Origin of the sequence: Streptomyces sp. NPDC101165, assembly GCF_044768135.1 — a bacterium.
GTDB lineage: Bacteria > Actinomycetota > Actinomycetes > Streptomycetales > Streptomycetaceae > Streptomyces.
Genome location: NZ_JBIWPG010000010.1, coordinates 282,922 through 302,122, shown reverse-complemented (window position 1 = coordinate 302,122; position 19,201 = coordinate 282,922). Strand labels below are relative to the sequence as shown.

Here is a 19,201-nt window from a genome sequence, read left to right as displayed (position 1 = left end):
ATGACGGAGCCTCAGACTCCCGTCGCCGTGGTCGGGATGGCGGTACTGCTGCCCGGTGCCGCAGGGCTCGACGCCTACTGGCGCAACCTGCGCGACGGCGTGGACGCCATCGGCGACGTCCCCGAGGGCCGGTGGGACGCCGGCTACTACCGCCCCGGCTCGGCCGCGGAGCCCGCCGTCGCCGACCGGATCTACTGCCGGCGGGGCGGATTCGTTGACGGACTGGCCGAGGTGGAGGTGACCCGGTACGGCATCATGCCCGCCTCGGTGCCGGGCACCGAGCCCGACCAGCTGATCGCCCTCGACGTGGCCGCCGCCGCGCTCGCCGACGCGGGCGGCACGGACCGGCTGCCCGAGCGGGACCGGATCGGCGTGGCCCTGGGGCGCGGCGGCTACCTCACCCCGGGCCTGGTCCGGCTCGACCAGCGCGTGCGCACCGCCGGACAACTCGTCCGCACACTCGGCGAGTTAATGCCCGACCTGTCGTCCGCCCAGCTGGACCGGGTGCGGGAGGCGTTCACCGAACGGCTCGGCCCGGACAGCCCCGAGTCCGCGATCGGCCTGGTCCCCAACCTCGCCGCCTCCCGTATCGCCAACCGGCTCGACCTGCGCGGCCCCGCCTACACCGTGGACGCGGCCTGCGCCTCCTCGCTGGTCGCCGTCGACCAGGCGGTCACCGAACTCACCACCGGCCGCTGCGACATGATGCTGGCCGGGGGAGTGCACCACTGCCACGACATCACCCTCTGGAGCGTCTTCTCCCAGCTCCGCGCCCTGTCCCCGAGCCAGCGCATCCGGCCCTTCCACCGCGACGCCGACGGCATCCTGATCGGCGAGGGCACCGGCGTCGTCGTACTCAAACGGCTCGCCGACGCCGAACGCGACGGCGACCGCGTGTACGCGGTGATCCGCGGGACGGGCGTGGCAAGCGACGGCCGTACCGCCGGGCTCGTCACGCCCGACCCGGGTGGCCAGACCCGAGCCGTGCGCCAGGCCTGGCACGCGGCCGGACTCGACCCCGCCGCACCCCACTCCGTCGGCCTGCTGGAGGCGCACGGCACCGCGACCCCCGCCGGTGACGCCGCCGAACTCGCCACACTGGCGGAGGTGTTCGGGCCGGGCACGGTTCATGGCGACGGGCGGCCCGTGCTCGGCTCGGTGAAGTCGATGATCGGCCACACCATGCCGGCCGCCGGTGTGGCCGGCCTGGTCAAGGCCGCCCTCGCCCTGCACCACGGCACGCTGCTGCCCACCCTCCACTGCGACGACCCCCACCCCGCTCTCGCGGCCACCCGCTTCCGCACCCTGGAACGGGCGCGCCCCTGGGAGACCGGCCCGGAACAACGGGTCCGGCGGGCCGCCGTGAACGCCTTCGGGTTCGGCGGGATCAACGCCCACGTGGTGCTGGAGGAGGCGCCGGGCGAGCGAGCGAGGTCCCGGCGGGCCCGGACCTCGCTCGCGGAGCCGGAGCGCGTTCTGCTGCTCGCCGCCGACACCCCGGACGACCTCGCCGCCCTCCTCGCCGCCGACGACCCGGCGGTCCTCGCCGCCGGCCTCGATCCCGCGCGGCCGCACCCCGACGTCGGCCCCGTCCGCCTCGGCATCGTCGACCCCACCGCCAAGCGGCTGGCCCTGGCCCGTCGCGCGGTCGGCAAGGGCCGCGCCTGGCAGGGGCGCAGCGACGTCTGGTTCCGGCCCACTCCGCTGCTCGGGCCCGGCAAGCTGGCCTTCGTCTTCCCCGGCCTCGAAGGCGACTTCGCGCCCCGCGCCGACGACATCGCAGCCCACTTCGGCCTGCCCCCGCTCGCGGCCACCGGCACGGACGTACGCGTCGACGACGTCGGACGGCACGGCTTCGGGGTCGTGGGCGTGGGCCGGCTCCTGGACACCGCGCTGCGCCGCATGGGGGTCGTACCGGACGCCGTCGCCGGGCACAGCGTCGGCGAATGGACGGCCATGGCGGCGGCCGGACTGTACTCGAACGCCCAAGTGGACGCCTTCATGGCCGAGTTCGACCCGGACACGGTGACCGTGCCGGGACTGGCCTTCGCCGCGGTGGGCGCCTCGGCGGACCGCGTCCGCACGGCTCTCGCCCAGGCCTGGGCCGGCTCCGGGATCGTGCTCTCCCACGACAACGCGCCCCGCCAGTCGATGGTCTGCGGTCCGGACGCGGCGGTCCAGGAGTTCGTACGGTCCTTCCGCGCCCAGGGCGTCCTGTGCCAGGTGCTGCCGTTCCGCTCCGGCTTCCACACGCCGATGCTCGAACCGTATCTCGCCCCCATCCAGGAGGCCGCCGACCGCTTCCGGCTCCATCCGCCGACCGTGCCGGTCTGGTCCGGGACGACCGCTGCACCCTTCCCGCAGGACGAGGCGGCGGTGCGCGAGCTGTTCGTACGACACCTGCTGGAGCCCGTCCGCTTCCGCGAGCTGATCGAGTCCCTGTACGCGGCGGGCCACCGCACCTTCGTCCAGACCGGCCCCGGCCAACTGGCCTCCCTCATCGACGACACCCTCGCCGACCGCGATCACCTGGCCGTCGCCGCCAACTCCCCGCACCGCTCCGGACTGTCCCAACTGCGATGCGTGGCAACGGCGTTGTGGACGGCAGGAGCACGGGTGGCTCCCGCGCTGCCGCCTGATCCGGAACAGGGGGCGGCGGGCCGCGTCGAAGCGCCCGGGCCGGCGTCCCGCGCGCAGGCATCCGTGACCGCACCCCGCACCCACGCGGCCGCGGCGGTACCCGCGCGCCCCGCCGTACGCCTCGATCTGGACGGTGCCCTGGTGTCCCTGGCCGGGCCGGACCTGGACGTGCTGCGGTCGGAGCTGCGGCCGGGCCGACAGGCGGCGCACCCCGCGCAGCCGCCCCGCCCAGGCACGTCCTCCCTCGACGACCTCGCCACCCGCTTCCCGGCCGCCGCCGAGCTGACCGCCCTGCTGCGGGACACCGCGGACACCGCGGCGGAGCTGATCGCGGCGCACGGCCGCCGAAGCGGCCGAAGCGACGGCGGACCGGGACCGCTCACGACCACCGCCCGTGCCACCGCCGCCACAACGCCCCCCGCTGCCGCGCCCCGCACCGTCGCCCGAGCCGCCGCCACGGCCCCGGCACACCCGGCCGCCACACCCCGCACACGGGTCGCCACCCCGACCCCCGCCACCACAACGGTCCACATCTCCCCCCACTCCATGCCCCACCTCCTCGACCACTGCTTCTTTCCCCAACGTCCCAACTGGCCGGATGTCGAGGACCGTTGGCCGGTGGTCCCCGCCACCACGATCGTCCGGCACATGATGGACGCGGCGGAGGACGCGGCGCCCGGCCTGCGCGCCGTCGCCGTGCACGGTGCCCGCTTCGACCGTTGGCTCACCGCCACACCCCCCGTCGACGTGCCCGTCACCGTCACCCCCGACCCCGGCCACCCGGACCGGGTCGCCGTCGCCTTCGGCCCCACGGCCCGTGCGGTCGTCGAACTCGCCCCGCACCAACCCGCACCGCCCCCGCCGAGCCCGCGCCCGGACGCCCCCGAACGCGTCCCCGAGCACACCGCCGCGCAGATCTACCGCGACCGATGGATGTTCCACGGCCCGGCCTTCCAGGGCCTCACCGAACTGACCGCGGTCGGCGCGCGGCACATCCGCGGAGTGATCACCGCGCCCGCGGCGCCCGGCGCCCTGCTCGACAACGTCGGCCAGCTGCTGGGCTACTGGATCATGGCGACGCGCACCGAGCGGACCGTCGTGTTCCCGGTGCAGATGCGCGAGATGCGCTTCCACGGGCCCCATCCGGCCCCCGGGACGAAGGTCGACTGCCTGCTGCGGATCACCTCGCTCACCGACACCCTCCTGGAGGCGGACGCGGAACTGACCATCGAGGGGCAGGTGTGGGCCGTGCTCAGCGGCTGGCAGGACCGCCGCTTCGACAACGACCCGCAGACCCGCCCCGTGGAACGCTTCCCCGAGCGCCACACCCTCTCCGAGGCCCGGCCCGGCGGCTGGGCGCTCGTGCACGAACGGTGGCCCGACCTCGCCTCGCGCGAGCTGATCATGCGCAACTCGCTCGGCGGTGCGGAGCGCGCCGAGTACGCGGAGCGCCCGCCGCGCGGCCGCAGACAGTGGCTGCTGGGCCGGATCGCGGTCAAGGACGCCGTACGGCAGTGGTTGTGGCAGCACGGCGAAGGGCCCGTCTTCCCGGCGGAGATCCGCGTGCACAACGACGAACTCGGCCGCCCGTACGTCACCGGCGTGCACGGCCGCACCCTGCCCCCGCTGGACGTCTCGCTCGCCCACCGGGCCGAGGCGGGCGTGGCGATCGTACGGCCGCACACCCCGCAGCCCGGCCCCGGCATCGACATCGAGGAGGTCACCGCGCGCGACCCCGCGACGCTCGCCACCGCCCTCGGCGCGGACGAACTGCGGCTCCTGCGCTCGCTCTGCGCGGACGGCCCCGACGGCGAGGACCTGTGGTTCACCCGCTTCTGGGCCTCCAAGGAGGCGGTGGCGAAGGCCGAGGGCGTCGGATTCGGGGGCCGCCCCAGGGACTTCACCGTGCGCGCCGCCGCCCCGGACGGCAGCCGGCTGGAGGTCTCCGGGCGGCTGGAGCGTGCCTACACCGTGCACTGCGCACCGGCGGGCAATCCGCCCGCCCTGGCCCGACGCGCCTACGTGGTGGCCTGGACGACGGGACCCGAGTCCGGTGACGGACCAGGCGATGGACAAGCAGACGAAGCAGCCGAGGAGTACCCGCGATGAACCCCACCCAGCCGGTGCCGGCGCAGCCCACCACCGACACCGTGCTCGCCGACATCACCGGCATGCTCCGTACCCTCCTCGCGGAGTACGGCGAGGACGACGTGGTGATCGGCATGTCCACCGCCTTCAACCGCGACCTGGAGCTGGAGAGCATCGACCTCGTCACCCTGGCCGGACTGCTGGAGGAGCGGTACGGCCGGCGGGTCAACCTCGCCGAGTTCCTGGCCGGGATGGAGTTCGACGAGATCATCGACCTGACCGTGGGCCGGCTCGTCGAGTACGTGGTGTGGAGCCTGAAGACCACGGAAGCGGGTTGACCATGGCGATGATCGACGCCGGCGGAGTCCGCCTGCACGTCCAGCGGACGGGGCCAGCGGACGGCCGTACCCCGCACGCCACGGTCGTCCTCGTGCACGGGCTGCTCACCGACAGCCTGGCCAGCTACTACTTCACCGTGGCCCCCGCCTTCGCGGCGGCCGGCCTCGACGTCGTCATGTACGACCTGCGCGGACACGGCCGCAGCGAGCGCCCGGCGGACGGCTACACCCTGGACCACAACATCGACGACCTGGAGGCACTCCTCGACCGGCTCGGGATCACCGGGCCCGTGCACCTCGTCGGCAACTCCTACGGCGGCACCATCGCCTTCGGCCACGCTGCCCGCCACCCCGACCGCACGGCCGGCCTCACCCTGATCGAGTCCGAACCCGCGACCGCCGCCTGGGCGGTGAAACTGGACGGCATCCTGCGCCGGGTGCTGACCGAACTCGCGCACAACGAGCCCGACGCCCTCGCCTGGATCGCCGCCCACCGCGGCCCCAACCATGCCCGCCTGGCCAAGGGCGCGGCCCGGTTCGCCCGCGAGACCACCCTCGGCCGGGACATCCCCGCGAGCCGGGTGCTGACCGAGGAGCAGATCAGGGCCGTACGCTGCCCCGTCCTCGGCGTGTACGGCGGCGACTCGGACCTGGTGGACCTGGTGCCGTTGATGGAGGCGCTGCTCACCGACTTCCGGCCGGTCGTGCTGCCCGGGCACGAGCACTCGGTGCTGGTCGAGGCGGCCCCGGCCGTCGGCGGGCACATCCTGGACCTGATCCACTCCGTCGGGGACGCGCGGGCGGGGGTCCGGTGAGCGGGTTCCTGTTCGTCGTCCCGCCGCTGGTCGGACACATCAACCCGGCCGTCGGCGTCGCCGCCCGGCTCACCGCACGCGGACACCGGGTGGCCTGGGCGTGCGCCGACCCGGCGTTGGTCCGCCGGCTCGCGGGCGAGAACGCGGAGGTGTTCGCCTGCGCGGGCCCGGTGCCGGGCGCCGGGGGTGCCGTACGACCGCCCGACCTGCGGGGCGCGGAGGCGCTGAAGTTCCTGTGGGAGGGGTATCTGGTGCCGCTCGCCGACGCGATGGCGGCGGGCGTCCGCGCGGCCGTCGAACGGTTCGGCCCCGATGTGGTCGTCGCCGACCAGCAGGCCTTCGCCGGTGCCCTGGTGGCCGAACGCCTGGGCCTGCCCTGGGCGACCTCCGCCACCACCTCGGCCGAGTTCACCGGCGCCTACGACGGCATGCCCAAGGTCGCCGAATGGCTGCGGCAGCGTCTGGCCGAGCTGCGCACCCGGATCGGCGACCCGGCCGGCACCGCCGACCCGCGCTACTCGCCCCACCTGCTGCTCGTCTTCAGCACACCCGAACTCATCGGCCCCCAGGCGCCGTTGGGTCAGCGGATCCACTACGTCGGCCCGTCCCTCGCCGACCGCCCCGCCGGGCCAGGCTTCCCCTGGGACTGGCTGGACGCCGGCCGGGCGAAGGTCCTGGTGACCCTCGGCACCGCCAACGCCGACGCCGGGGGCCGCTTTCTCGCCGAGTGCCGCACCGCGCTGCGCGAACGCGCCGACCGGGTGCAGGCGGTGCTCGTCGACCCGGGCGCCACCCGGCCCGCCGACCTCTCCGACAAGGACGTGCTGTTCCTGCCGTCCGTGCCCCAACTCCCGCTGCTGGAACGGATGGACGCGGTCGTCTGCCACGCCGGACACAACACCGTGTGCGAGGCGCTCTGGCACGGTGTCCCGCTCGTCGTGGCGCCCATCCGCGACGACCAGCCCGTGGTGGCCGCCCAGGTCGTGGACGCGGGCGCCGGCGTCCGGGTCCGCTTCGGCCGGGTCACCGCACCCAGGCTGGGCGCGGCCCTCGACACCGTCCTGCAGGACCGCGCCCACCGGGCCGCCGCCCTGCGCGTGCGCGCGGCGTTCCGCGCCGCGGGCGGCGCCCGCGCGGCCGCCGACCACCTCGAACGACTGGCAGCACGAAGCAGCGGAGGGACAACGGAGAACCGATGAGCGACCACAGTGACAAGAACGAGCACATCGCCGCCCTGCGCCCCGCCTACCAGGCCGACCTCGCCGACGGCACGGAACGCTTTTTTGCACCCCGCCGCACCACCTGCCCCTGGTGCACGTCGAGCAGCCTGGCGACCCGCCTGCGCACCACCGACCTGCTCCAGCACAAGCCCGGCCATTTCACGCTCGACCGCTGCACGGACTGCGGACACACCTTCCAGAACCCCCAACTGACCTCAGAGGGCCTGGAGTTCTACTACCGCGACTTCTACGACGGCCTGGGCGAACAGCGCATGAGCGGTACCTTCGGCGGCCGCACCGCGATGTACCGGGACCGCGCGCAGGCGATGGCACCGCACGACCCCACCCCGAAGAACTGGCTCGACGTCGGCACCGGCCACGGCCACTTCTGCGAGGCCGCCCGCACCGACCTGCCCGGCACCTCCTTCGACGGTCTCGACTTCACCGACGGTGTCGAACTCGCCGCCCGCGAGGGCCGCGTGGAGCACGCCTACCGCGGCTCCTTCCCCGACCTGGCACCCGAACTCGCCGCCCGCTACGACGTCGTGAGCATGTTCCACTACCTGGAGCACAGCACCAGCCCCGACCGCGAACTCCGCGCCGCCCACGAGGTCGTACGCCCCGGCGGCCACCTGCTCATCGAGGTACCGGACCCGGAGAGCCGCTACGCCCGACTCCTCGGCCGCTGGTGGCTGCCCTGGCTCCAGCCGCAGCACCTGCACTTCATACCGGTCGCCAACCTGCGCCGGCGGCTGACCGAACTCGGCTTCACGGTGGTCGCCGAGCAGCACGCCGAACCGCACGACCCGGTCGACCTGCTCGCCGCCGTCTGGCTGGCCCTCGACCACACCGCCCCGCGCGACGACGCACCCTGGCTGCCCGAACCTCCCGGCCTCCTCCGCCGCGCCCTGCGCACCGCACTCCTCCTGGCAGGCGTCCCCGCCCTGCTCACGGCCACCCTGCTCGACCGCTTCGCGGTACGGCCCCTCTCCCACCGCCTCGGCCTGTCCAACGCCTACCGCCTGGTGGCCCGCCGCGAGTGACCGGGCTCAGCACACCCCGGCGCCCACACCACGGGCGCTCGCCAGATCTCGGCGCTCACAACACCTTGGCGCGGATCAGCGTCGACAGCACCAGCGCGCCCGGCAGCAGCGGCAACCAGTCGGTCAGCACCCGGTACCCGATCACGGCCGCGGTGGCCGCCGCCGGCTCGGCGCCGAAGGCGACCAGCGTCCACACCAGCGCCGCGTCCACCGCGAGCCCACCGGGCGACGGCACGGCCCCGACGGCGGTACCGGCCGCGAGATGGGCGAGGACCACCTGCTGCCAGGGCAGTCCGAGGCCGAGCGCCGCCCCCACACAGACCAGCGCACTTCCCTGCAGCAGCGGCATCGCGGCCGCCCCGCCCCACAGGGCCAGCACCCGGCAGGGCCGGCCGTGCACCTCCCGCGCATCGGCGAGGGCGGAGCGCACCAGCCCGGTCACCGGGCGCCGCAACGGCCGTACGACCGTCAGCAGCACCCCCGCCACGGCGAGCACCCCGCCCGCGACGGCGGCGAGCGGCACCAGCAGCCGTCCGTCCGGGAGCAGGTCCCCGAGCCGCCGCCAGGCGGGCGAGGCGGCCAGGAACACCAGCAGCACCAGGGTCTTCGCACCGGACTTGGCCAGCGAGTACAGGCCGATCGAGGCGGTCGCCCGATGCAGCGGCACGCCTCGGGTGCGCAGGAACCGTAGCGTGACGGCGTGTGCGCCGAGGCCGCCGGGCAGCGCGTGGTTCGCGGCACCGGCGGCGAACTGGGAGGCCAGCAGCAGCCCCGGCGGCACCCGGTCCGGCAGCGCGCCCTGGCGGGCACAGGAGGCCGCCACCCAGTTCAGACACGTGAATCCGACGCCGGCCAGCAGCCACCAGGGGTCGGCCGCGAGCAGCCGCGTCACACCGCCGTACGCCACGGGCCGGTTGGCCAGCGCCCAGCCCACGGCGAGCAACAGGGGAGCCAGACAGAGGCCGAGCCGGACCGGCCGGGCCGCCATGAGCGAGCCCCGGCGCACCGGGGCCTCGGACTCCGGACACGATGGAGAGACAGGTGAGACAGGAGAGACAGCTGAGACGGGCACTACAGGGGAGGCAGGAGCAACAGCTGTTGCGGGTGGGGAGATCGGGGAGAGCGGGGACAGTGAGGACACGGGGACGTCGTCCTTCCGCATCGGGCCCCGGCGGGGGACCTGGGGGAAGCGGGGCGGCGAAACCGCCGTGAGCCTTCCCCTCCCGCGTGACGGCCGGATGTCCGAAAGCCGAAGGAGCGAGGGCGGGACGGTGCCGCCGGGTGTCCGCGGGAGCCGTCGTTCACCGCCGACCAGGTAGCCTTCCCCTGGGGCGCGCTGTGCAAGCCATGCCCCGACAGCAGGGAAGGCGAAACGGGAGGAATCAGCGGTGCACGTCCAGGAATGGCTCGACACGGTGCCCCCGGCCGCCGTCTACGCGGTGGTGGCCCTGGTGATCGGCCTGGAGAGCCTGGGCATCCCGCTGCCGGGCGAGATCGTCCTGGTCTCGGCTGCGCTCATGTCCTCCCAGCACTCCGGCATCAACCCGATCGTCCTCGGCGCGTGCGCGACCGCCGGTGCCGTCATAGGCGACTCCATCGGCTACGCGATCGGCCGCAAGGGCGGACGCCCCATGCTGGCCTGGCTGGGGAAGAAGTTCCCGAGACACTTCAGCGAGGGACACGTCGCCACCGCGGAGCGCTCCTTCGAGAAGTGGGGCATGTGGGCCGTCTTCTTCGGCCGCTTCGTCGCCCTCCTGCGCATCTTTGCCGGCCCCCTCGCGGGCGTCCTCCACATGCCGTACTGGAAGTTCCTGACGGCCAACGTCCTCGGCGGCATCTGCTGGGCGGGCGGCACCACGGCGGTCATCTACTACGTCGGCGTGGTGGCCGAGGACTGGCTGAAGCGCTTCTCGTACCTGGGCCTGGCGGCAGCGGTCCTGATCGGCCTGACCTCGATGCTGGTCATCAAGCGCAGGGCGAAGAAGGTCCGGTCCGCGGACCGAGAGCCGGAACCTGTGAACGCCGGCGAGTAGTAGGACACCCGCACCCGCGAACGGCCCTACTGGTGCACATCCTGATGCGCCTTGGCCAACTCCGCGTACATCGTGCCGTTGAGGGTGACCCCCTGCCGCTCCTCCTCGGACAACGTCCGCCTGACCTTCGCCGGCACCCCCGCCACCAGCGACCCGGGCGGCACCACCATCCCCTGAGGCACCAACGCCTGAGCGGCCACGAGCGACCCCGCCCCGATCACGGCCCCGTTCAGGACGGTCGCCCCCATCCCGATGAGACAGTCGTCCTCCACGGTCGCGCCGTGCACGACCGCGTTGTGCCCGATGGACACCCGCTCCCCGACGCTCACCGGAAACCCGGGATCCGCATGCAGCGTGACGTTGTCCTGCACATTCGCCTGAGCACCCACGGTGATCCGCTCGACGTCGCCGCGCAGCACAGCCCCGTACCAGACACTCGCCCCGGTGTGCAGCGTGACATCCCCGACCACCGATGCCGTAGGCGCCACGAACACATCCGCATCGAGCCGGGGCTCCTTCCCCCCGATGCCCACGATCAGCGCCTTCTGCGTCATCACCGTCTCCTCGCCATGCCAGTGGTACTCCGCACCGTACGTCAGGGGTGGGGCAAAGATCACAGCAGCCCGCCCTCATACCGAAGGCTCCCGCCGAGTAACTTGAGCCCGTGCCGAAGAGCAAGAACACGTTCTCATCCTGGCGACGCCGACTGGTGCAGCGCGCCGTCCACACGGGCTGGGCGTGGGTCCAGCGCACGGGATCGGTGACGGCCGAGAACCCCGGCCGCCTCCGCTTCGGCGCGATCGGCGAAGCCACCCGGCTGACCTTCCCGCTCGGCACGGTCTTCGGCGAGCCCTGGATCCACCTCGGATCCCACTGCATCATCGGCGAGCAGGTCACCCTCACCGCCGGCCTGATGCCGGACCTGGACCTCGGCCCGGACCCGATCCTGCGCCTCGGCGACGGAGTCGTCCTCGGCCGGGGCAGCCATGTCATCGCCGACACCACGGTCACGATCGGCCGCGACTGCTACTTCGGGCCGTACGTCTACGTCACCTCCACCAACCACTCCTACGACGACCCGCACGAGCCCATCGGCAGGCAGTGGCCGCGGATGGAGCCGGTGGAGATCGGCCCGGGCTGCTGGATCGGCACCGGCGCGGTGATCCTGCCGGGGGCGCGGATCGGCCGGAACGTGGTCGTGGCGGCCGGCGCCGTGGTGCGCGGGACCGTGCCCGACCACGCCGTCGTGGCGGGGGCGCCCGCCCGGGTCGTACGGCGCTGGACACCCGAGGACGGCTGGCAGCCGCCGCTGAGGACGCCCGCGCCGGTGCCGCTCCCGGAAGGGGTCACGCCGGAGCAGCTGCGCGCGCTGGCCGACCTCGACGAGGAGGGTGTGGAACGGCTGGCCCGCCTGGAGGCCGACGGCTGAGTCAGCCGGTCGCCAGCAGCAGCGTCCCCAGCAGGGCGAGGCCCGCGCCCGTGGCCTGGATCGCGCGCAGCCGCTCGCTGAGGAAGCCGCGTGCGGCCAGCGCGGTGACCACGGGGTAGAGGGAGGCGAGCACCGCCGCCACCGTGACCGGGCCGTGCTGGGCGGCGACCGCGTAGGTGCCGTTGGCCGCCACGTCCGCGAGGCCGACGAAGGCCAGCGCCGGCAGCGAGGACCGGGGCAGGCCGCCCTCCGGCAGGGCGGGGTTGCCCCGCCGGACCGACGCGTACAGGGCCGCGCCGCCCGCGGCGACGCTCGTCACGCGCTGCACGAAGAGGGAGAGGAAGAGACCGGTGACGTTGGTCGACGCCTCCGTGATCAGGGCGAACACCGTGCCGAAGCCCAGCGCGGCGACCAGCGTGAGCAGGATGGTCAGCCGCTGCACGGGTGCTCCGCGCAGCTGGGGGCCGCCCGCGAGGACGACACCGGTGACGGCGACCGCGATGCCCGCGACCTGCAGGGCCCCCGGGCGTTCGCCGAGGATCAGGCCCACACCGACGGGGACGGCCACACTGAGCGTGGCCAGCGGGGAGACCACGCCCATCGGGCCGAGGGCGAGCGCCTTGTAGAAGGCGAACACGGCCAGCGGCCCGGCCAGGCCGGCCGCGACCGCGAACCACAGCCGTGGCCCGGCCTCGGTCCAGCCGCCGGTCGCGACCACGATCGCGCCCAGCACCACCGCCGCGATCGCCTGGGAGGCGACCACCACCGTCAGCGCGGGCGTGCGTCGTGTCAGCAGCCCGCCACCGAAATCGGCCAGGCCCCACAGGAGGCTGGTGGTCAGGGCGAAGAACGCTGTCACTGATGCCTCGCAGTACAGTTTGGTGAACGAGCGGGTGCATCCCACCGTAGTTCGGCTCAGTGAACCCTGTCATCCAAAATATTGAACCCCTTGGACGGAACGTGTCGGACCTCGAACTCCTGACCCAGTCCCTGGCGCGCAACGTCAGGCACTGGCGCGCGGTGCGCGGCTTCACCCTGGACGTGCTCGCCGCCCGGGCCGGTGTCAGCCGCGGCATGCTCATCCAGATCGAGCAGGCCCGCACCAACCCGAGCATCGGCACCGTCGTCAAGATCGGCGACGCGCTCGGCGTCAGCATCACCACCCTCCTCGACTACGAGCAGGGCCCGAAGGTCCGCATCGTCCCCGCCGAACGGGCCGTACGGCTGTGGCACACCGACGCCGGCAGCTACAACCGGCTCCTCGCCGGCACCGAGGCGCCCGGACCGCTGGAGATGTGGGACTGGCGGCTGATGCCGGGCGAGCACAGCCCCTCCGAACCGCACCCCGGCGGCACGGTCGAACTCGTCCATGTCACCGCGGGTGAGCTGACGCTCACCGTGGACGGCGAGGAGTACCACGTCCCGACCGGCGCGAGCGCCTCGTTCGAGGCCAACCTCCCGCATACGTACGGCAACACCGGCGACGTACCGATGGAGATGGTCATGGCGGTCTCGGTGCCGCCCGTGCCCTGAGATGCCGGTACGGCGGACGGGCGGGCCTTGCTAGCGTGCGGCCATGCGCGCACCCATCGGAGACTTCGACACCGCCACCCCCGCCCCCGACTGCCTGGACGAACTGACCGCCCCGGTCGCCGACGCCGTACGCCACTGGCGGGGCGGCGTCCCCGCCGACCGGATCCTCTACGTCGAGACCGACCCGCGCTGGGCCGACACGGCCGTCTTCGTCGAGCACTACGGCCGCGACCTGCTGGAGCGGTCGGCGAACTGTGTGGTGGTCGCGGGCAAGCGGGGCGGCGAGACCACCCTCGCGGCGTGTCTGGTGCTCTCCACCACCCGGGTCGACGTGAACGGCGTGGTGCGCCGCCAACTCGGCGCCCGCAAGGCGTCGTTCGCCGCGATGGACACCGCGACCGGCGAGACCGGCATGGAGTACGGCGGCATCACCCCGGTCGGACTGCCCGCAGACTGGCCGGTGTTGGTGGACGCGGCCGTCGTCGACCTGCCCTACGTCCTGGTCGGCAGCGGACGCCGCCGCGGCAAGCTGCTGGTCCCGGGCAAGGCGCTCGCCGAGCTGCCCGGCGCCGTGGTGCTCGAGGGGCTCGGGGTCGCCTGAGGTCAGGCCGTCAGGTGATGGGCGAGGGCCAGATGCGGGTCCGTCTCGCCCGGCACCGGTGCCGGGTCGGCGTGCACCAGGGCGGCCGTGAGCTTCGGTACGGCGTGCAGCAGCGCGTGTTCGGCCTCGACGGCGATCGCGTGCGCCTGGCGGACCGACACCTCGCCGTCCACCACGACCGCCAGCTCGGCGCGCAGCCGGTGCCCGATCCAGCGCAGCCGCAGCTCGCCCACCTCACGCACGCCGGGCACCGCACGCACCGCCCGCTCGGCCCGGTCCACCAGCGCCGGGTCGACGGCGTCCATCACCCGCCGGAACACCTCCCGCGCCGCGTCCCGCAGCACCAGCGCGATCGCGGCGGTGATCGCCAGCCCCACGAGCGGGTCGGCCAGGTGCCAGCCGAGGGCCGACCCGCCGGCCCCGAGCAGCACCGCCAGTGACGTGAATCCGTCCGTCCGCGCGTGCAGCCCGTCGGCCACCAGCGCGGCCGAGCCGATCCCCCGGCCCACCCGGATCCGGTACCGGGCCACCCACTCGTTGCCCACGAACCCGACCAGCGCGGCCACCGCGACCGCCGGCAGATGCTCCACCGGGCGCGGGTCGAGCAGCCGGCCGACGGCCGCCCAGGCCGCGAACGCGGCGGAGGCGGCGATGGTCAGCACGATGGCGAGCCCCGCGAGATCCTCCGCGCGCCCGTAGCCGTAGGTGAACCGCCGGGTCGCCGCCCGCCGCCCCAGCACGAAGGCGATGCCCAGCGGTACGGCCGTCAGCGCGTCGGCCGCGTTGTGCACGGTGTCCCCGAGCAGCGCCACCGAACCGGAGAGGGCCACCACCACGGCCTGCGCCAGCGCGGTCGTCCCGAGCACGGCGAGCGACACCCACAGCGCGCGCATGCCCCGCGCAGAGGACTCCAGGGCGGGGTCGAGCTTGTCGGCGGTCTCGTGCGAGTGCGGGGCCAGGAGATGGGTGAGGCGCTGGCGCAGGCCGGGGGAGGGGTGGGGAGGGGCGTGGCGGTGGCCATGGTCGTGGTCGTGGTGACGGCCATGGTCGTGGGAGTGGTCACGGTCGTCGACATGGCCATGGTCGTGGGGGTGGCCGTGCTCGGGGGGGTGGCCATGGGGCTGCTGGCCGTGCCCGTGCGTGTGCCGGTCGCTCACGTGGATCCCCTTCCGGTGGGTGGGAACGGACGCGCGGCTGGGAATGGACGCGCACGGCCCACGGAGCCATTATGTGCGTATGAGCGCACGCATGCACCTATCACCTGCGCACCATGCGCAGCCGCGCACTCCGGGCGACGAGCAGTTCGCGGTGGCCGCCGAACTCCTCGCCCTGCTCGGCGACCGCACCCGCCTCACGCTGCTGCACGCCCTCACGGCCGGCGAGGCCGACGTCACCACCCTCACCGAGGCATGCGGCGCCGCCCGCCCCGCCGTCAGCCAGCACCTGGCCCGGCTCCGCCTCGCCGGCCTGGTGAGTACCCGTAAGGAGGGTCGCCGCGTGGTCTACGCACTGCGCGACGACCATCTGCGCCGACTGGTCGACGAGGCGCTGAAGGTGGCCGACCACCGCCTCGCCGAACGGGTCACCCCAACAGAGCCGAGCGGTTCACCGCAACAGGGCGCTGAGCCGCTCCAGTAGGGCCGGCACCTCGTCCGGATCGCCGGCCGGTCTCCACCTGGCCATGGCCCTCGCGGTCCTCCTCCTCGCCCTCGTGGGGGCGGCCCTGCACCTGACCCGGCCGCGCCCGGCGGTCGCCGCGTGATGCGGCCGCTCTGCGCTCAGAACGCGGCGGCCGAGCCCAGGTACTGCTCGGCGAAGGCAGCCGCGGCGGCGGGCGAGGTGAACAGGCGGCGCAGCCGGGCGATCGTGGTGCCGGCCCGGAAGGGATCACCCGAGGCGACCCCGTGATAGACGTCCGACAGCCACTGCGAGAACTCCTGGTAGTCCCACACCCGCCGCAAGGACGCCTCCGAGTAGCCGTCCAGGCCGCTCCCGTCGCCCCGGGTGAGGTGACCGACGAGCGCGTCGCCGAGCAGGAACGCGTCGTGCAGGGCGAGGTTCATGCCCTTGGCCGCGATCGGCGCCGTGAGATGACCGGCGTCCCCGGCCAGCAACAGCCGTCCGTGGACGAGGGGTTCGACGACGTAGTGGTGCATGTCCAGCACCCGCTTCTCGATCAGCCGGCCCTCGGTCAGCGGCGGTGCGCCGGCCGCGCCGAGCCGGGTGCGCAGCTCCGCCCAGACCCGTTCGTGCGGCCAGTTCCCGGGATCGTCGCCGGGCGGGCACTGCAGGTAGTAGCGGGTGACCTCGGGGCTGCGGGCCATGTGTCCGGCGAAGCCGTTCGGGTGGACGCCGAACAGGACGCAGTCGGAGGAGGGCGGGGCCTCGGCGAGCAGGGCCAGCCAGCCGATGCCGTCGTCCTGCCGGGCGATCCGCGTCCCCTTGGGGGGCATCGCGTCCCGGGTCACCCCGCGCGCCCCGTCGCAGCCCGCTACGAACTCGCAGCGCAGCAGCCGCCGTTCACCGGTCTCCGGGCACCGGTACGACACCGCGGGCCGGTCCGAGTCCAGGTCGTGCAGCTGTACGTCGCGCACACCGAAGCGGATGTCGCCGCCGCGTACGTCGGCGTACTCCCGCACCAGGTCCGCCACCAGCAGCGGCTGCGGGTAGACGTAGTGGTGGTGGCCCGTGAGGTCGCCGTAGGAGAACCGGAACCGTTCGCCGCCGAAGCGGAACTCGCAGGTGTCGTGCACCTGGGCCCGCTCCAGCAGGTTCGCCGCCAGGCCGCGCCGCGCGAGTTCACGCACCGCCCATTCCTCGATCACGCCGGCTCTCGGCCGGGTCTCGATGAACTGCCTGCTCTCGGTCTCCAGGACCACACAGTCGACGGAGGCGTCCCGCAGGATCGTGCCGACGGTGAGCCCGGCGGGCCCGGCGCCCACGACGACGACCGTACGGCGTTCCTCGGGCGTGGAGTTGGAGTTGGGGTGGGGGGAGGGGTGCGTCACCCCGGCATTATGACGGTGTCCCGTCAGCCACGGCGGAGTTGCCGCGGCTGACGGGACACCGGGTGAGGTGCGGGGTCAGTGCGCCGGAGCGTCGGTGACCACGACCTCCTCGATGCTGCGCTCGATCGCCTCGGGCTTCGAGGCGGTGGCCTTGGCCCAGTAGTAGATGACCAGGGAGAACACCGTGACCACCGCGATGTCCCAGTACAGCGGGATGGTGCCGTCGCCGCCGAAGGTGCTCAGGTAGGAGATCACACCGAGGCCGGCCAGGTATCCGGGCAGCCACTGCGCGGCCTTGAAGTCCAGCCGGGGCGCGTCGGGCAGGTTCTTGCGGATCGCGTACCAGGCGTAGGAGCCGAGCAGCACGTAGCCGATCAGGATCGCGGCGCCGAGCCGCCACAGGGTGTCCCAGCCGGACCAGAAGATGATCAGGTTGGCGACCACGAAGGACAGCGGCGAGACGAACTTGCCGAAGGGCAGCCGGTACGGGCGCTCGTGGTGCGGCAGGCGGTCGGCGAAGACGCCGTAGGCCAGCGGCGCACCCGCGTACATCAGGACGCTCGCCGAGGTGATGAAGCTGACCAGCTCCTGCCAGCTGGGGAACGGCAGGAAGCAGATGATACCGGTCACGAACGAGACCACGAGGCCGAACCACGGCACACCGCGCTTGTCCGTCTTGGCGAACACCTTCGGCGCGTAGCCGTTCTTGGCCAGGCCGTAGGAGATGCGGGAGGTGGCGGTGGTGTAGATCAGGCCGGTGCCGCCGGGAGAGATGATCGCGTCGGCGTACAGGACGAAGCTCAGCCAGCCGAGGCCCACCAGCGTGGCCAGACCCGCCCAGGGGCCGCTGATGCCCGCGAAGTCGAGCTTCGCCCAGCCGTGCGCGAAGGAGGCGTGCGGCAGCGCGACGATGAACACGACCTGGAGCAGGATGTAGATCACCGAGCCGATCGCGACCGAACCGAGGGTCGCGCGGGGCAGGTCACGCTTCGGGTTGCGGCTCTCGCCGGCCAGCTGGATCGCCTGCTCGAAGCCGAGCAGCGCGAAGATGATGCCGCTGGAGCTGATCGCACCGAGGACGCCCTTGGCACCGAAGGGCGCGAAGCCCTCGGAGGTGAAGTTGCCCGGGTGGAAGTTGCCGATGGCGATGACGAAGATCGCGGCGAGCGGGACGGCGATCTTCCACCAGGTGGCGGCGCTGTTGGTGTGGGCGAGGACACGGACGCCGAGGAAGTTGACCGCGACGAAGACCGCCATGAGGACGACCGCAGTGACGATTCCGCTCGCGGTGAGCGTTCCGTCCGCGCGCTGCAGTCCGTCGGCCCAGCTCCAGTGCTTGGCGTAGCCGATCATGGCCTCGACCTCGATCGGTGCCACGGTGGCCGCCTGGAGCCAGGCGAACCAGCCGAACGACATGCCGGCCAGGCCGCCGAAGGCGTAGTGCGGGTAGCGGGCCGTGCCGCCGGCCACCGGGAACATGCCGCCGAGCTCGGCGTGCACCAGCGCCAGCAGCCCGATGGCCACCGCGCCGATCACCCACGAGATGATCGCCGCGGGGCCGGCCACCACGACCGCCTTCTCGGCGCCGAACAGCCAGCCGGAGCCGATGATGGAGCCCACGGAGGCCCACATCAGACCGATCAGGCCGACGTCACGGCGCAGGCCGCCCTGGTCCTTCGCGGTTATGGGCGCCGCATGGTCGACTTTCACCATGTCAAGTGGCCTCTCAGATCGTTTAACGCAGACTTAACGAACAACAGCGCCACACAGTAGGGACGCTTTCTGCTTCGCCAAAAGACTCTTGGTGAAGTCTTGACCTCGGATCTTGCCCCTCTTGGCCTCAGTGTTCGCACAGGTCAGGGGGTGACTCGAATGTCAATATTCAGCCGTGAATTGTGAGAAGAAGGTGAGACAGGTCAGCTCAGGAGCGGGATTTCGATCGCCGGGCAGCGGTCCATGACCATGCCAAGTCCGGCTGCCCGGGCCCGCTCGTGGGCGGCCTCGTCCACCACTCCGAGCTGGAACCAGACCGCCTTCGCGCCCTTGGTGACGGCCTCGTCGGCGACCGCTCCGGCCAGCTCGCTGTTGACGAAGACATCGACGACGTCGACCTCGAAGGGGATGTCCGCGAGGGATGCGTAGCCCTGCTCGCCGTGCACCGCCTCCGCCTTCGGGTGCACCGGCACGATCCGCTTGCCGTAGCGCTGCAGCACCTGCGCCACGCCGTACGCGGCCCGGCGCCGGTTGGCGGACAGGCCGACCACCGCCCAGGTGTCGCCCAGCTCGGTCAGAATCCTGCGGATCGTCGCTTCGTCGCCGTACACGGCTGCCTCCTCGGGCTGCGGTCACTGTCGTCGGGGCAGAACAGCGCCCTTCAGGTGCTGATTCCCCCCGGAACCCCGCCACGGTGACCGGAATCGGCGCAAGGTGCCTGCGTACGGCCCGCCGCACGC

Annotated in this window: 17 protein-coding genes; 10 read left to right on the top strand and 7 right to left on the bottom strand. The window is 73.1% G+C overall.

Translation table 11 applies throughout. From position 1 onward, the window contains the following. The 5 genes from ACIRVH_RS23220 to ACIRVH_RS23200 are packed head-to-tail and all read left to right on the top strand — an operon-like array spanning window position 1 to window position 8,144. Window positions 1-4,749: a beta-ketoacyl synthase N-terminal-like domain-containing protein gene (locus tag ACIRVH_RS23220; protein WP_403956209.1), complete on the top strand. Its 4,749-nt coding sequence runs from the start codon at window positions 1-3 to the stop codon at window positions 4,747-4,749. Beyond that, a complete protein-coding gene (locus ACIRVH_RS23215) occupies window positions 4,746-5,066 on the top strand; it encodes an acyl carrier protein (protein WP_403956207.1) in 321 nt (106 codons plus the stop codon). The genes ACIRVH_RS23220 and ACIRVH_RS23215 overlap by 4 nt, the downstream gene beginning before the upstream one ends. Before the next feature lie 2 nt (window positions 5,067-5,068). Continuing rightward, window positions 5,069-5,881, top strand: coding sequence for an alpha/beta fold hydrolase (locus tag ACIRVH_RS23210; protein ID WP_403956205.1), 813 nt, complete (start codon window positions 5,069-5,071; stop codon window positions 5,879-5,881). After that, the gene (locus ACIRVH_RS23205; protein ID WP_403956203.1) at window positions 5,878-7,080 is read left to right on the top strand and encodes a glycosyltransferase; all 1,203 of its coding nucleotides are present in this window, start codon (window positions 5,878-5,880) and stop codon (window positions 7,078-7,080) included. The genes ACIRVH_RS23210 and ACIRVH_RS23205 overlap by 4 nt, the downstream gene beginning before the upstream one ends. Beyond that, window positions 7,077-8,144: a class I SAM-dependent methyltransferase gene (locus tag ACIRVH_RS23200; protein ID WP_403956201.1), complete on the top strand. Its 1,068-nt coding sequence runs from the start codon at window positions 7,077-7,079 to the stop codon at window positions 8,142-8,144. Before ACIRVH_RS23205 ends, ACIRVH_RS23200 begins: the two co-directional genes overlap by 4 nt. 55 nt (window positions 8,145-8,199) lie before the next feature. On the opposite strand, the gene ACIRVH_RS23195 is transcribed toward ACIRVH_RS23200, so the two are convergent. Further along, window positions 8,200-9,132, bottom strand: coding sequence for a YbhN family protein (locus tag ACIRVH_RS23195; RefSeq protein ID WP_403956199.1), 933 nt, complete (start codon window positions 9,130-9,132; stop codon window positions 8,200-8,202). A 400-nt stretch (window positions 9,133-9,532) separates the two neighbouring features. On the opposite strand from ACIRVH_RS23195, the gene ACIRVH_RS23190 reads away from it, so the two are divergent. Beyond that, complete coding sequence (locus ACIRVH_RS23190) at window positions 9,533-10,177, top strand: DedA family protein (protein ID WP_403956197.1); 645 nt, start codon at window positions 9,533-9,535, stop codon at window positions 10,175-10,177. A 26-nt stretch (window positions 10,178-10,203) separates the two neighbouring features. On the opposite strand, the gene ACIRVH_RS23185 is transcribed toward ACIRVH_RS23190, so the two are convergent. Continuing rightward, window positions 10,204-10,731, bottom strand: coding sequence for a gamma carbonic anhydrase family protein (locus ACIRVH_RS23185; RefSeq protein ID WP_403956195.1), 528 nt, complete (start codon window positions 10,729-10,731; stop codon window positions 10,204-10,206). A gap of 110 nt (window positions 10,732-10,841) precedes the next feature. On the opposite strand from ACIRVH_RS23185, the gene ACIRVH_RS23180 reads away from it, so the two are divergent. Continuing rightward, complete coding sequence (locus ACIRVH_RS23180; protein ID WP_403956193.1) at window positions 10,842-11,606, top strand: acyltransferase; 765 nt, start codon at window positions 10,842-10,844, stop codon at window positions 11,604-11,606. Window position 11,607: 1 nt separating this feature from the next. Here the strand turns inward: ACIRVH_RS23180 and ACIRVH_RS23175 are convergent, their stop codons facing one another. Further along, window positions 11,608-12,465, bottom strand: a complete 858-nt coding sequence (locus ACIRVH_RS23175; protein ID WP_403956191.1) for an EamA family transporter — start codon at window positions 12,463-12,465, stop codon at window positions 11,608-11,610. Window positions 12,466-12,566: 101 nt separating this feature from the next. Here ACIRVH_RS23175 and ACIRVH_RS23170 point away from each other — a divergent pair, with 101 nt between their 5' ends. After that, window positions 12,567-13,139: a helix-turn-helix domain-containing protein gene (locus tag ACIRVH_RS23170; protein ID WP_403956189.1), complete on the top strand. Its 573-nt coding sequence runs from the start codon at window positions 12,567-12,569 to the stop codon at window positions 13,137-13,139. Between the two features lie 43 nt (window positions 13,140-13,182). After that, entirely contained in the window at window positions 13,183-13,740 is a 558-nt protein-coding gene (locus ACIRVH_RS23165; RefSeq protein WP_403956187.1) for a YbaK/EbsC family protein, read from the top strand. A gap of 2 nt (window positions 13,741-13,742) precedes the next feature. Here ACIRVH_RS23165 and ACIRVH_RS23160 read toward each other — a convergent pair whose 3' ends face one another. Further along, window positions 13,743-14,897: a cation diffusion facilitator family transporter gene (locus ACIRVH_RS23160; protein ID WP_403956185.1), complete on the bottom strand. Its 1,155-nt coding sequence runs from the start codon at window positions 14,895-14,897 to the stop codon at window positions 13,743-13,745. A gap of 79 nt (window positions 14,898-14,976) precedes the next feature. Here ACIRVH_RS23160 and ACIRVH_RS23155 point away from each other — a divergent pair, with 79 nt between their 5' ends. Beyond that, window positions 14,977-15,378, top strand: a complete 402-nt coding sequence (locus ACIRVH_RS23155) for an ArsR/SmtB family transcription factor (RefSeq protein ID WP_403956183.1) — start codon at window positions 14,977-14,979, stop codon at window positions 15,376-15,378. Between the two features lie 140 nt (window positions 15,379-15,518). Here the strand turns inward: ACIRVH_RS23155 and ACIRVH_RS23150 are convergent, their stop codons facing one another. The 3 genes from ACIRVH_RS23150 to ACIRVH_RS23140 form a co-directional block, all read right to left on the bottom strand. After that, the gene (locus ACIRVH_RS23150; RefSeq protein WP_403956181.1) at window positions 15,519-16,748 is read right to left on the bottom strand and encodes a 4-hydroxybenzoate 3-monooxygenase; all 1,230 of its coding nucleotides are present in this window, start codon (window positions 16,746-16,748) and stop codon (window positions 15,519-15,521) included. 75 nt (window positions 16,749-16,823) lie between these two features. Further along, on the bottom strand, window positions 16,824-18,461 hold the full coding sequence (locus tag ACIRVH_RS23145) for an APC family permease (protein WP_403956180.1): 1,638 nt from the start codon (window positions 18,459-18,461) through the stop codon (window positions 16,824-16,826). A 203-nt stretch (window positions 18,462-18,664) separates the two neighbouring features. Continuing rightward, window positions 18,665-19,072, bottom strand: a complete 408-nt coding sequence (locus ACIRVH_RS23140; protein ID WP_403956178.1) for a CoA-binding protein — start codon at window positions 19,070-19,072, stop codon at window positions 18,665-18,667. Between the last annotated feature and the right edge of the window lie 129 nt (window positions 19,073-19,201).